Raw genomic sequence first — 12,802 nt, 5'->3', positions numbered from 1 at the left:
CATGACGAAGGGCGTGAACACCATGGTGTTCACGCCCTTCGTGCGTGTCAGAGACCGAGAGGCCTCATGCGCTCGGTGAGCCTCAGAGGCGGCGGCCGGCGCGCAGCTCGTCGCGGATCTCGGCGAGCAGCGACAGCTCGGTGTCCTCGGCGTCAGCCGGCTTGGCGAAGCGGGCCTTGGCAGCCTCGTAGGGCTTGACCATCGCGAAGTACACGACGAACGCGAGGACGAGGAAGCTGACGAGAACCGTGAGGAACGCGCCGACGTGGACGCCGCCCGGCTTGTAGGACGAGAAGTCCGGCGTGCCGCCGAGCTTGCCCAGCAGGTCCATGACGATCGTGACGAAGGCCTCGACGACCTTCGCGAACGCGCCGGCCATGATGAAGGCGACGGCAAGCTCGATGAGATTGCCGCGCATGATGAAGTCCTTGAAGCCCTTCATGGCTTCTCCTAACTGCTCGGAATGCTGTGTGGAAGGTGCAGTGATGAGAGTACCCAGATGGGTGGAAAGTCGGGAAATCAAAACGGCCAGGCGTGTCGTCGTGCGTGATATAAGGCCATCGCTCACAGGCAGCCGGTGACGAGGAGGCCGCTTCCCGAATCCGCGGCGTCTCCCAGATGTTTGGCCACGCGGACGGTCTCGGCATCGGTCAGCGCGATCGAGACCGTGCTTGGCGACGTGTTCGACATCACATCGCGAGCGGGAACTCGAGACGAACCCGGGTAGGTCGGGGCGCAGCTGACGAGCCGCGTCCCGGAGGCGTCCCACACGTCGACGCGGGCGGCATCCTGTGGGTTCGGCCCCACCGCCGTGATGCGCACGATGTGGCGTCCCCGCAGAGCGGCCGGTGCAGGGCCGTCGGCCGAGGCGCCCGACGTGGCCGCGGACGCCGCAGGAGCGGGGGCGCCGCCCGACGGTGCCGCGAGCGCCGCGCCGACGAGCAGGCAGGTGATGGCCGCGGCCTTGCGCAGCCGGCGGCGACGCGTCGCGGCCGCGCGCGTCGGGGCGTTGAGGCGGTGGACGACGTCGAGGGTGCGCAGTGAGGGCATGGCTCGACGCTAGGGCGAACCGCGTCGACGGCGCGCGTCGTCACGCCGCAGGCTGTGGATCAGGGTGCCCGGCCGTCACACCTGGGGATGGCCGTCAGGCGTCGGAGCTGCTCGAACCGCTCGAGCTCGAACCGGAACTCGAGCTCGTGCCGGAGGAACGGCTGTCGGTGCGGTAGAAACCCGCCCCCTTGAACGTCACGCCGACGCTGTTGAACACCTTGCGCAGCGGGCCGCCGCACTCGGGGCACGTCGTGAGAGCGGGGTCGTCGAACGACTGGCGCGCCTCGAAACCGTGGCCGCATTCCTTGCACGCGTAGGCGTAGGTGGGCATCGTCATTCCTTCTCTCGTGCCGGCGGGCGGCGCTGGTTCGACTGCGTCATGGTAAGGCAGCGTCAGGGTGAGGCAGGCGCGCGTCGCTCATGCGCGGGGCGCGGTGGGCATGCGCCAACCGGCGAGGCGTCCGCCCTCGCTCACCTCGCGGAAGCGGGCGAGGGTGCGCGCGCGCACCGTCTCCTTCGTCACGACGAGCAGTTGATCGCCGGCGCGCAGCACGCTGCGCTCGCCGGGCACGTAGCTGCGATCGCCGTTGACGACGAGGGTGACGTTCGCGCCGACCGGTAGGCGCAGCTCGTACAGCATGACGCCGACGAGCTGCGAGTGCTCGCCGACCTTGACGTGCAGCATGTCGGCGCGCAGTTCCGTCAGCGGTGTGTTCTCGACCTCGAGCTCGACGGCGTGCGCGTCGTTGCCGATGCCGAGCATGCGGGCGACGAGCGGCAGCGTCGGGGCCTGCAGGAACGTGAAGACGACGACGAGGACGAAGACGAGGTCGAAGATCCAGCGCATCTGCTCGGCGCCCGCGGTGAGCGGCACCGTCGCGAGGACGACCGGCACCGCGCCGCGAAGCCCTGCCCATGACAGGAACACCTGCTCGCGCCAGGAGAAGCCGAACGGCGTCATCGACGCGATGATCGAGGCGGGGCGGGCGAGCAGGAGCAGGACGAAGCCGACGACCATGGCGGGCACGAACTGGTCCATGAGGCGGCTGGGGGAGGCGAGCAGGCCGAGCAGGACGAACAGGCCGATCTGCGCGAGCCACCCCATCGCCTGCCCGAAGCCGCGCACGGCCTGACGGTGGGGGATCGGCATGTTGCCGAGGACGAGCGCCGCGAGGTAGGTCGCCATGAAGCCGCTCGTGTGGACGACGGACGCCGCGGCATAGGCGAGGACACCCCCGGCGACGACGCCGATGGCGAACAGACCTGACGAGCCGGGCGCGATGCGCTGCGAGAGGGCGCCGAGCACCCAGCCGACAGCGAGGCCGACGAGCGCGCCACCGGCGAGTTCGAACACGGCCATCCCGGCGAGGGAGAGGACGCCGTGGTGCTCGCCGCCGGGCACCACCTCGTCCGCGAGGGCGACGACGAGCAGCACGACGGGCGCGTCGTTGAAGCCCGACTCGGCCTCGAGCACGCCAGCGAGGCGATGCGGCAGCGGCACCTTGCGCAGCACCGAGAACACGGCCGCGGCGTCCGTCGAGGAGACGATGGCGCCGAGCAGCAGCGACGTCTTCCAGTCGAAGTCGAGCAGGAGGTGCGTCGCCGAACCGACGACCGCGACGGAGACGAGCACGCCGAGCGTTGACAGCAGCAGGGCCGGGGCGACGGACGCGCGGATGCTGCTCCACTGCGTCGTCAGACCGCCCTCGATGAGGATGAGGATGAGCGCGCAGTAGCCGAGCACCTGCGTGAGGTTCGTGTTCTCGAAGCCGATGCCGAGCCCGCCCTCACCGAGAGCGACGCCGATCGCGAGGTAGATGAGCAGCGTCGGCAGCCCCGAGCGGTTGGCGAGGCGGACGGCGGCGACGGCGACGAGCAGGACGAGCGAGCCGACCAGCAGCGTCAGCGGCAGGTCGGCGGTGTCGAACCCGGTGGCGGCGGCGGCTTCGATCATCGGGCCCCCTCCTCAGGTCGGCGTCAGCGGGTGGGTGCGTCGGCGTCGGCTCGGCCTCGTCGTGGGCCGGTGCCTCAGTATCCCAGGGCGACGCCGAAGCGGACGAGACCGTCCACGGTGAGGGCCGCGTCGACGCGTTCGTCATGCGCCTCGACCGGGATGCGGGGCGCATCGGGGCCGGTCAGCAGCTCGTCGGGAAAGACGACGGCGACGACGGGTGTGCCCGGCCGTCGGCGCGGCAGGGCGCGGTCGTAGCAGCCGCCGCCCTGGCCGAGGCGTTCGCCGTTCGGGCCGATCGCGAGCGCGGGCGCGATGACGAGGTCGGCGGCCGCGATGCCACCCGTGCCCAGGTCGTCGCCCGTGGCGGCGTCACGCCAGGACAGGTCGAGATCGGCGAGCGTGATCGGCACGAGCAGGCGCCCGCGCGCCCTGACCGCGGCGTTGATCGGTTCGAGGTTCGACTCGCTCGCCAGCGGCTCGAACGAGGTGACGCATGTGGCGCGTGCCAGCAGCGGTTCGAGGTGATGCAGCAGCGCAAGTCCGTCGGCGTGACGTTGCTCGGCGCTCGTCGCATCACGACGCTCTCGACGCGCGGCGCGAAGTCGTGTGCGCAAATCGCGCTTGGCGAGGCGCTCGCGCTCGTCGGGCGTCGGCTCGACGTCGCGCGGAGGTGTCGCGCCGGTCGGCGCATCCGGGGCCCCGTTGTCGGTCATGAGGGCTAGCCTAGGCTCATGACTGAAACGCCGTCCTCCGCTCCTCGCCGTCGCGCGCGCAAGGCCGTCATTCCGGCCGCCGGGCTCGGCACGCGCTTCCTGCCTGCCACGAAGGCCATCCCCAAGGAGATGCTGCCGGTCGTCGACAAGCCGGCCATCCAGTACGTCGTCGAAGAGGCGGTGCGCGCAGGGGTTCCCGACATCCTCACGATCACCGGTCGTTCCAAGGCTGCTCTCGAGGATCACTTCGACCGCCACTGGGAGCTCGAGCGGGCCCTCGAGAAGAAGGGCGACGAGAAGCGCCTCAAGCGTGTGCAGAAGTCGGCCGACCTCGGTGAGGTCCACTTCATCCGCCAGGGCGAGCCGCGCGGCCTCGGCCACGCCGTGCTCGTCGGGCGCAACCACGTCGGCGACGAGCCGTTCGCCGTCCTGCTCGGCGACGACCTCATCGACGAGGACGACCACCTGCTCGAGCAGATGATCGATGTCCAGGCCAACCACGGCGGGTCCGTCATCGCGCTCATGGAGGTGCCGGACGACCAGATCCACCTCTACGGCTGCGCCGCGGTCGAGCCGATCGACGGTGAGGGCGAAGACGTCGTGCGCGTCACCGGTCTCGTCGAGAAGCCAGCCGCGGGGGAGGCGCCGAGCAACCTCGCGATCATCGGCCGCTACGTGCTCGACCCGTCGATCTTCGCGGTGCTCGAGAAGACGGAGCCGGGACGCGGCGGCGAGATCCAGCTGACGGACGCGCTCGCCGAGCGTGCGAGCGCGACGGGTGAGGGCGCCGGCGTCATCGGTGTCGTCTTCCGCGGCAGCCGCTACGACACGGGCGACCGTCTCGACTACCTCAAGGCGGTCGTGCGTCTCGGCACGCGTCACAACGAGTTCGGTTCCGACTTCCGCTCCTGGCTGCAGGGCTGGGTCGAGACCGACGAGGGCAAGGGGCGCACGCGCACCGAGCGCGGCGCCTGACGCCATCCAGCATTAGGATGACGCCCCGTTCGCAACCGAATCCGGTTGCGAACGGGGCGTTGTCGGTGGTGGGTTGCACAATGGGGGCATGTCGCACGCCCCCGAACTCATCACCGATGCCGAGCACCTCGCGCGCATCCTCGCGGCCGTTCCACGGCTGCCTGCGCGGCGGGTGGCGCTGGCCGACGGCGGCTGGGTCGGTGACGTCCTCGGGCGGGCGCTCGCCGCTGACGTGTGCAGCGGCGTCGACCTGCCGGGGTTCACGAATTCCGCGATGGACGGGTACGCCCTGCGAACCGAGGACGCTGCGGACGACGAGCTACCCGTCGTCGGCGACATCCCCGCCGGTGACACGCGGGAGCTGACGTGCGCGCCGGGTGAGGCCTGGCGCATCATGACGGGCGCGCCGGTGCCGTCGGGGACGACGACGGTGGTGCCGGTCGAGCAAAGCGACGGTGGGCTGGAGCGCGTGCGGTTCACGGGCGAGGTGGAGGACGGGCGCCACATCCGCCGACGCGGCGAGGACGTGCGCATCGGCGACGTCCTGCTGCGCGCCGGGGCGATCATCGCACCGCAACACGTCGCCGTCATCGCCTCGGCGGGAGTGGATCACATCGAGGTGGCACCGCGCCCGCGCGTCGTCGTGCTGTCGACGGGGGACGAGCTGCGTCCGGCCGGAGAAGCGCTGCAACATGGGCAGATCCACGATTCGAACGGGCCGATGCTCGCTGCGCTCGTCGCTGCGGTGGGAGCCGAAATCGGCGAGGTCGCGCACGTACGTGACGATGCCGGCGAGGTGGCGCGGGTGCTGGAGCGTGCCGTCGCGACGGCTGACGCCGTCATCACGACGGGTGGGGTGAGCGCGGGGGCGTATGACGTCGTCAAGGCCGCGCTGATCGAGGCGGGCGAGGTGACGTTCGACAAGGTCGCGATTCAGCCCGGCAAGCCGCAGGGTTTCGGGCTGCTCGGCGAGCGAGGGGTGCCGGTGTTCACGCTGCCCGGCAACCCGATGAGCACGCTCGTGTCGTTCTGGGTGTTCGTCGCGCCCGCGCTCGCGCACATGAGCGGGCGCCCGGCGCCCGTGTGGCGACGCGGGGTCGTGCGTGGCCCGGGGTGGACGTGCCCGCGTGGACGTGCCCAGTACGCGCGCGTCCACGCGGTGCGCGGCGCTGACGGCGAGCTGGCGATCCGTGCCAATGCGCGCCAGGGATCGCATCACCTCGGTGAGTTGGGCGGGGCCAACGCGCTCGCGCGCGTGTCGCGAGAGGCCCGCCAGGTCGAGACGGGTGAGATGCTCGACGTGCTCGTGCTCGACGGGCCGATCGACGCGCCCCTGGCGGGCGCCTACGACGAGAACTTGGCGGACGAGAAGGAGTGACATGAGCGACCTCACCCACGTGCGTGGTGACGGCAGCGCGCACATGGTCGACGTCGCGGCGAAGGCCGTGACGCGACGTTCGGCGTCAGCGGCGGGGCGCGTGCTGCTGAGCGAGCGCGCCGTGGCGGCGCTGCGTGACGGTGACGTGCCCAAGGGTGACGCCCTCGCCGTCGCACGCATCGCGGGGTTGCAGGCCGCCAAGCGCACCCCTGACCTCATTCCGCTCGCCCACCCGATCGCGGTGCACGGTGTCGAGGTCGACCTCGACGTCACCGACGACGGCGTCGACATCCGCGCCACGGTCGTCACCGCCGATCGCACCGGTATCGAGATGGAAGCGCTGACCTGTGTGAGCGTGGCGGCGCTCGCGCTCATCGACATGGTCAAGGTCGTCGACAAGCATGCGCGCATCACTGACGTGCGTGTCACGGCGAAGTCGGGTGGGCGTAGCGGTGACTGGCATGAGTGAACGGCGCGCCGCCGTCGTCACGTGCTCGACGCGGGCCGCGCAGGGGATCTACACCGACGCGACAGGGCCCGTCATCGCGGCATGGCTACGTGAGCGGGGGTGGACGGTCGACGCGCGACTCGTCGCCGACGGGCCGGCGGTGGGCGACGCGATCGGTGACGCGCTCGCGCTCGGGTGCCGCGTCGTCGTCACGACCGGCGGGACGGGCGTGTCGCCGAGCGACGCGACGCCGGAGCAGACGCGGCCGTACCTCACGATGCAGCTCAGCGGCGTCGAGGAGGTGTTGCGTGCGAAGGGTGTGGCCGCAGGGGTGGCGACGGCCGTCCTTTCGCGTGGGCTCGCCGGCATCGCGGACGGCGCCGCAGGGCGCGCGTTCGTCGTCAACCTGCCTGGCTCGCGTGGGGGAGTGGCCGACGGTCTCGACGTGCTCGACGGCATCCTCGAGCACGTCATGGCGCAGCTCGGCGGAGGATCGCACTGATGGGTCCGGGCACGTGGCCCGTCACGCTGCGGCGGCGCTATCGCGGCGGTGAGCTGGGGTTGCGTCCGTTGCATCCCCGTCGGGATCTGCAGGAGTGGAGTGCGCTGCGCGCCGCGAACCGCCGGTGGACGGGCCCCTGGGATTCGACGAACCCCTACCCCGAGCCGGCGCTGGGCTTCAAGGCGGCCGTCAAGGAGCAGAACGCTGAGGCACGCGCGGGTCGGTTGTTGCCGTGGGCGATGACGTGGAACGGTGCCCTGGCCGGGCAGGTGCACATCTTCACGATCGTGCGTGGGGCGCAGCAGGGCGGCACGATCGGCTACTGGATCGGTGAACGCTTCGCCGGGCACGGCCTGACGCCCATGGCCGTCGCGATGGCCGCCGACCACGCGTTCGGTGTGGAGCGGTTGCACCGCCTCGAGATCAACGTGCGCCCCGACAACGCCAACTCGCTGCGCGTCGTCGAAAAACTCGGCTGGCGTGACGAAGGCGTGCGCCGCGAGTTCCTCCACATCGACGGCGCGTGGCGCGACCACCGCACGTTCGCACTGCTGCGCCACGAGGTCGACGGCACGCTCGTGCAGCGTGTGGAGAATTTCGAGCGATCGGGCTCCGTCGACACTGTTGACACTGTCGACTCGCCACAGCGCCTCGGACGCATCGAACCCGTCTGACCCGCCTTGAGCCTGCCTGACTCTGCGGACCCCCGACCCCCTCTGGCCCCCGACCCCGTCTGACCTTTCGGACCTCCGAACCCGTCTGCCCCCTCGAACCGCTGAACAGCGCCGTCGAAACCCACCTCGACGTGGCCCGTACCCAACTGCGATTCACGTCCACATCGGCGAACGGCATCCATCGGCGATTCATGTCCACAACTGCGATTTTCGTCCACGTTCGCCGACGCTCCGCCATCCGCGCGTCGGAGCTGACGGCGCCGTGCACACCGACGATCGGCGCCGACGTCGGTCTGTGCCCCCCGTCGTCCGCCGGCGGCGGGGCATTGTTACCCCACGCAGTGAAGATTTTTTGCGCGACACGCGCGGCGTGGCTCACTCGTTGTCAAGCCGCCGCACCCTAGCCTGGTGTGCGTGAGTGCCAGCAGCCTGATCTTCTTCGTCATCATTGCCGTGTGGGCTGCCTACATGCTCAAGCACTGGGTGCGCCGCCGCGAGGATCTCGCGACCGCGCGCACCGTCGATCGATTCTCGGAGGCGATGAGGATGCTCGAACGCCGTACCCCGATCCAGGCTGACGTCTCGGCGCGCGCCGACGAGCCGTCGCGTACGATCCTGCGCCCTCAGGTCAGCGTCAAGGGTGCCTCGCGCGTGACGCCCTGCGCCCCCGAGGGTGACGCGCACGCGTCGACCGCTGAGGGTGTCGAGGTGACGACGACGCGGGTGCCCGCTCGTCTGCAGGGCGCGGCGCAGGGCCTTGCCCGCGTGCCGGCGGCGCTCGAATCGCCGAAGGTCAAGCTGTTTGCCCTGCTCGGATCGTTCGGCTTCTTCGTCGTGACGGCGCTGCTCGCTCTGCTGACGCTCGTGCCGGCGTGGCTGCCGTTGCTCGGCCTGCTGGCGACGGCCGGTGTCGTCGTGTGGCTGCGCCGCTCGGCGATCGCAGCGCGGACGGCCAAGGCAGCGTCGACCACGGTGCGCCCGGTGGGCGTCTCAGCTCCGGCGCGCGCCGCGTCGCCCGCGCGTTCGAGCGCCACTGTGGGCGCCACCCGCGTCGAGGTCGAGGCGGCCGAGACCGCGGCGTCCATGACGAAGCGTTCGCCGCTCGTCGCCGAGCTGCCGGAGCGCGACGTCGACGCCGAGCCGGCCGTCGACGTCGAGCCTGACGTGGACGCCGTGGCGCGTGCGCAGGCCGAGGTGTTCGACGCTGCGGCATGGGCGCCCGTCGACGTGCCGCGCCCGACGTACACGATGAAGGCGAAGGCCGAGCGCGAACCTGTCGAGCCGGCGGCGACCGTCGATGAGGTTGATACGCGCCCGCTCGCCGCGCGGTACGAGAACACGCCCGTCGAGGATCTGCCGTTCGACGGCATGGCGCTCGACGAGGACTACGAAGAGCTTCCGCAGGTCTACCGCGCCGGCTGAGGCCGCACGCGAGGCTTTGACGACGGACGGCGGGTGCCCACGGGGCGCCCGCCGTCTTCGTGTGTATGAGGGTGCGTTTCCGGTGTGACGGGTTGCACGTGTGCTTTCGGTGGCACGAAGGAGCGTTCTGCTGGTGGGGTAGTGGAGGAGCAGGGAGCCGTGCGTGGGTCGCCGGGCCCGGCGAGCAGGGTGGGTGACGGCCGATTGGGGCGCCTCGTGTTGGTCTGTGCGCCGCTTGGTGGTAACGTATCTCTCGCTTCACGGGGCTATGGCGCAGTTGGTAGCGCGTCTCGTTCGCAATGAGAAGGTCTGGGGTTCGAATCCCCATAGCTCCACCGAGATGAATACAGACAGCCACCCGGACATGATTGCCGTCCGGGTGGCTGTCTGTATTCACATCTGTCGAACACTGTGATTCGAGGAGCCGCCGCAGCGGAGCGAGGATGGCGAAGTCCCCATGGCTCCGACGCGCGAAGCGCGTGCCGAGCCCCGCCTGTGGCGCCGACGCGCAAAGCGCGTCTCAAGTCCGGGTTCAGCCGCCGCCTACTTGCTCTTGATGTCTCCTCCGATGGAGTCCTTGATGCCGTCGAGGGCTGAGGTGCTGCTCATGACGTACCAGTTGGGGCCGGCGAGGATGGCGTCGTCGCCCGTCAGTTTGCCGGTCGCGTCGGTGATGGCTTTCTTGGCTGCGTTCTCGCCGTCGTAGACGACGAAGATGGCGTGGGTGCCGCCGACGCATTCGCCTGAGCTGGAGGCGCCCGCTGGCGGCGTCGTCGGGTTGTACCCGGTGCAGTGCAGGCCTGCGTTGACGGCTGCGCTGCGCAGTTCCGTCGCGGTGTCGAAGCGGTGGGTCTGGGCGGAGCACGCGGTCAGGACGAGCAGGGGTGTGACGGTGGCGATGGCCCAGGTACGCATGGTGTCAGGCTACTCGCCCGCCCCGGCGCGCTGCGTGCTTCCCCCGTCCTCATCGGTGAAAGCGTGGGTCGGTGCAGTGCGGCGCGAGTCCGCGGTCAGGGGTGACGCTTCGCGCTGTAACAACGAGTCCGCCCGACGCGTTGAAACGCCGCTCACCGACCGCAACGCCACAACGTCCGTTGAATGCGGCCGAAAATCGCCGATGTGGACGAGATCCGCGAAGGGGGACGCCGTTCGCCGATGTGGACGAGATTCGCGAAGGGGGACGAGAATCGCAGGGGGGCGGGGGTTACTTCGACGAGGAGCCGGTGGAGGGGACGACGACGGCGGAGCCCGAGGACGGCCAGCACGAGAAGCCGGCGGGCAGCGTCACCTTGCCGCCCTCGACCATGTCGAGGCACTTGGAGACGAGGACGTTCGGGTCCTTGCTCACCGACTTCGCGAGCGCTTCGTTGGCCTTCGCCTGCTGTTCGGCCGTCTTGACGCCCTGCTCGGCGATGCGCGTCTGCGCGACCTGGGCGAGCAGCGCGTTGGCCTTCGACTGCGTGTTGTCGTCGAGCTTGATGACCGGGATGATCACCGACAGCACCTCGATCTGGTCGCCGATCTGGTCGCGCATGTCCTTCGTCGCGTCGTCTGAGAGCTTCGCGAGCGTCGGGGTCGTCGGGTTGCCCTTCTCGTCGACGGCGAGGGCGTCGTAGGACGCGAACTCCTTGTTGAGGCTCGAGGAGAGCTGCCGGTCGACGAGGCTCGAGCGGATGCTGGAGAACTCGCGGTAATTCTGGAACAGCGCGTCGGAGGCGTCGGGGCGGATACGCCAGCGGATGGACGCGTCGACGCACGCCGTCGCCTGGTGGGCGATGCGCACGTTGATGCAGCTCTTGTCGTCGGCGGTGTGGCTGTCGGTCTGGATCGCGGCGTCCATGTACGTCACCTTCTGCCACGGCGCCTTGAGGTGGAAGCCATTGCTGAGGCTGCCCGTCGGCTTGCCGAACGTCGTCACGACACCGATCTCCTTCGTCGGCACGACGACGGAACTCGCGACGGCGAGGACGATGACGGCGAGCGTCGCGCAGGCCGCAGAGACGAGGTAGGCCAGACGCGCGCGAGCCCGCGTGCTCGGCGCCTCGGGACGCGCGGCGTGCAGGAACACGCGGGCGGGGGAGGCGCCGGTGTCGAGATCATCGCTGTTGTCGGTGTCGGCATCTGCTACACCGTCATCCGATGCGTCGAGATCACCCGCGCGGGCACGACCGGTCGTGGCCGCCCCGCCCCGCGAGTGCGAGACGGCGTGCTCCCGCCCCGCGCGGCGCAGGTGGCGCCCGTAGAGGAAGGCCACGAGGGCGAGCAGAAGCAGGATCACGCTGAAGATCGTCGAGGCCATGGCGTGAGTGTAGAGCCGCGATGACGCCCGAATGCCGACGCGCCGCCCACATTGTCGTGGGCGGCGCGTCGCGCGAGCTTCGGGTCAGGCGCGCGTCACGGGTGACGTTCGTGACGTGCGAGGTCGCTGGTCTCGGTGTCGACGTGCGGCGATGCTTCGACCGCTTCGAGGATCGCTTCCTCGCTGCCGCCCTTCGCGCCGTAGCGAGCGATGCCGATGCCGACGACGACTGCGGTGAGGCCGAGCGTCAGCCACAGGTTGAGGCGCTGGTCGGCGCGCAGCGCCATCGCGACGATCGTGAAGACGATGAACGCCATCGTCACGTAGGTCAGGACGGGGAAGGCCCACATGCGTACGGCCGGGCGTGCGCCGACGCGGTTCATCGCGGCGCGCGAGCGCAGCTGCGTCGCGGCGATGACGAGGTAGACGATGAGCGCGATGGCGCCCGACGTCGACAGCAGGTACGTGAAGATCTTCTCCGGCAGCAGGTAGTTGCCGAACACGGCGACGAAGCCGACGACGACGGAGACGAGGATCGCGACCTGCGGCACGCCGCGTCGGTTGATGCGCGCGAACGCCTTGGGTGCGTCGCCGCGCTGGCCGAGGCTGAACGCCATGCGACTCGCGGTGTAGAGCGCGGAGTTGAGGCAGCTCGCGACGGCGGTCAGGATGACGAAGTCGAGCACGCTCGCCAGATTCTCCAGACCCATGTTGTTGAGCGCCTCCTGGTAGGAGCCATTCTTCTGCAACGAGGGGGAGTTCCACGTCGTCAATGCGATGACCACGAAGATCGAGCCGAGGTAGAACAGCGAGATGCGCCAGATGACGCTGTTGACGGCCTTGCGGATGCCCTCGACCGGGTTCTTCGACTCGGCCGCGGCGATCGTCACGATCTCGGTGCCCATGAACGTGAACATCGTCGTCAGCATGGCGGCGAGGACGCCGCTCCAGCCGTCGGCGAAGAAGCCGTGGTCGGTGAATCCGTGCAGCCCCGAGGCGTGCGAGCCGGGAAGGATGCCGAGGATCGCGAGCACACCGAGGACGATGAACCCGACGATGGCGATGACCTTGATGAGCGCGAACCAGAACTCGAACTCGCCGTAGTTGGCGACGGAGAACAGGTTCGTCACCGTCAGCAACGCGGTGATGATGAGAGCGAACACCCATTGGGGCCAGTCGATCCAGCCCGAGAGGATCTTCGCGCCGGCCGTCGCCTCCACGGGGATGACGAGCACCCAGAACCACCAGTACAACCACCCGATGGAGAAGCCCGCCCACTTGCCGAGCGCGCGGTCGGCGTAGACGGAGAACGAGCCGGAATCGGGGTTGGCCGTCGCCATCTCGCCGAGCATGCGCATGACGAGGACGACGACGAGACCGGCCGCCG

Annotated in this window: 14 protein-coding genes and 1 tRNA gene; 7 read left to right on the top strand and 8 right to left on the bottom strand. The window is 69.8% G+C overall.

What is annotated here, in order from left to right; translation table 11 throughout:
* Positions 1–82: 82 nt before the first annotated feature.
* The 5 genes from AX669_RS06295 to AX669_RS06275 all read right to left on the bottom strand — a co-directional run bounded on the left by AX669_RS06295 (position 83) and on the right by AX669_RS06275 (position 3,717).
* Complete coding sequence (locus AX669_RS06295; protein ID WP_006945817.1) at positions 83–442, bottom strand: MscL family protein; 360 nt, start codon at positions 440–442, stop codon at positions 83–85.
* Positions 443–564: 122 nt separating this feature from the next.
* Complete coding sequence (locus tag AX669_RS06290) at positions 565–1,050, bottom strand: hypothetical protein (RefSeq protein WP_062257292.1); 486 nt, start codon at positions 1,048–1,050, stop codon at positions 565–567.
* Between the two features lie 94 nt (positions 1,051–1,144).
* A complete protein-coding gene (locus AX669_RS06285) occupies positions 1,145–1,381 on the bottom strand; it encodes an FmdB family zinc ribbon protein (protein WP_040014333.1) in 237 nt (78 codons plus the stop codon).
* Positions 1,382–1,468: 87 nt separating this feature from the next.
* Entirely contained in the window at positions 1,469–3,004 is a 1,536-nt protein-coding gene (locus AX669_RS06280; RefSeq protein WP_062257289.1) for a potassium/proton antiporter, read from the bottom strand.
* A 74-nt stretch (positions 3,005–3,078) separates the two neighbouring features.
* The gene (locus AX669_RS06275; RefSeq protein WP_062257287.1) at positions 3,079–3,717 is read right to left on the bottom strand and encodes a 5-formyltetrahydrofolate cyclo-ligase; all 639 of its coding nucleotides are present in this window, start codon (positions 3,715–3,717) and stop codon (positions 3,079–3,081) included.
* An 18-nt stretch (positions 3,718–3,735) separates the two neighbouring features.
* Here AX669_RS06275 and galU point away from each other — a divergent pair, with 18 nt between their 5' ends.
* From galU to AX669_RS06240, 7 genes are all read left to right on the top strand, one after another.
* Positions 3,736–4,692 (top strand): UTP--glucose-1-phosphate uridylyltransferase GalU, encoded by a 957-nt coding sequence (gene galU, locus AX669_RS06270; protein ID WP_062257285.1) that lies wholly within the window; start codon positions 3,736–3,738, stop codon positions 4,690–4,692.
* Between the two features lie 88 nt (positions 4,693–4,780).
* Positions 4,781–6,070 carry a gephyrin-like molybdotransferase Glp gene (gene glp, locus AX669_RS06265; protein ID WP_062257284.1) on the top strand — a complete coding sequence of 430 codons (1,290 nt, stop codon included), beginning with the start codon at positions 4,781–4,783 and terminating at the stop codon, positions 6,068–6,070.
* Between the two features lies 1 nt (position 6,071).
* The gene (moaC, locus tag AX669_RS06260; protein WP_062257281.1) at positions 6,072–6,539 is read left to right on the top strand and encodes a cyclic pyranopterin monophosphate synthase MoaC; all 468 of its coding nucleotides are present in this window, start codon (positions 6,072–6,074) and stop codon (positions 6,537–6,539) included.
* Positions 6,532–7,020, top strand: a complete 489-nt coding sequence (locus AX669_RS06255) for a molybdenum cofactor biosynthesis protein B (protein ID WP_062257279.1) — start codon at positions 6,532–6,534, stop codon at positions 7,018–7,020. The genes moaC and AX669_RS06255 overlap by 8 nt, the downstream gene beginning before the upstream one ends.
* Positions 7,020–7,694 carry a GNAT family N-acetyltransferase gene (locus AX669_RS06250; protein ID WP_062257277.1) on the top strand — a complete coding sequence of 225 codons (675 nt, stop codon included), beginning with the start codon at positions 7,020–7,022 and terminating at the stop codon, positions 7,692–7,694. The genes AX669_RS06255 and AX669_RS06250 overlap by 1 nt, the downstream gene beginning before the upstream one ends.
* Before the next feature lie 414 nt (positions 7,695–8,108).
* Complete coding sequence (locus tag AX669_RS06245; RefSeq protein WP_062257276.1) at positions 8,109–9,116, top strand: hypothetical protein; 1,008 nt, start codon at positions 8,109–8,111, stop codon at positions 9,114–9,116.
* 262 nt (positions 9,117–9,378) lie between these two features.
* Positions 9,379–9,451: transfer RNA gene (locus AX669_RS06240), tRNA-Ala, on the top strand.
* Positions 9,452–9,659: 208 nt separating this feature from the next.
* Here AX669_RS06240 and AX669_RS06235 read toward each other — a convergent pair.
* From AX669_RS06235 to AX669_RS06225, 3 genes are all read right to left on the bottom strand, one after another.
* Positions 9,660–10,031, bottom strand: a complete 372-nt coding sequence (locus AX669_RS06235) for a hypothetical protein (RefSeq protein ID WP_006946795.1) — start codon at positions 10,029–10,031, stop codon at positions 9,660–9,662.
* 289 nt (positions 10,032–10,320) lie between these two features.
* Complete coding sequence (locus AX669_RS06230) at positions 10,321–11,415, bottom strand: SPFH domain-containing protein (RefSeq protein WP_006946774.1); 1,095 nt, start codon at positions 11,413–11,415, stop codon at positions 10,321–10,323.
* A 95-nt stretch (positions 11,416–11,510) separates the two neighbouring features.
* Positions 11,511–12,802: amino acid permease (locus tag AX669_RS06225; protein ID WP_062257274.1), on the bottom strand; the 1,292-nt coding region annotated here is incomplete at its 5' end.

It is taken from the genome of Dermacoccus sp. CCH2-D9 (genome assembly GCF_001556795.1).
In the GTDB taxonomy this organism is placed as follows: domain Bacteria; phylum Actinomycetota; class Actinomycetes; order Actinomycetales; family Dermatophilaceae; genus Dermacoccus; species Dermacoccus nishinomiyaensis.
Note: the sequence above shows the minus strand (reverse complement) of the source record. Positions and strands in the feature narration are given on the sequence as shown.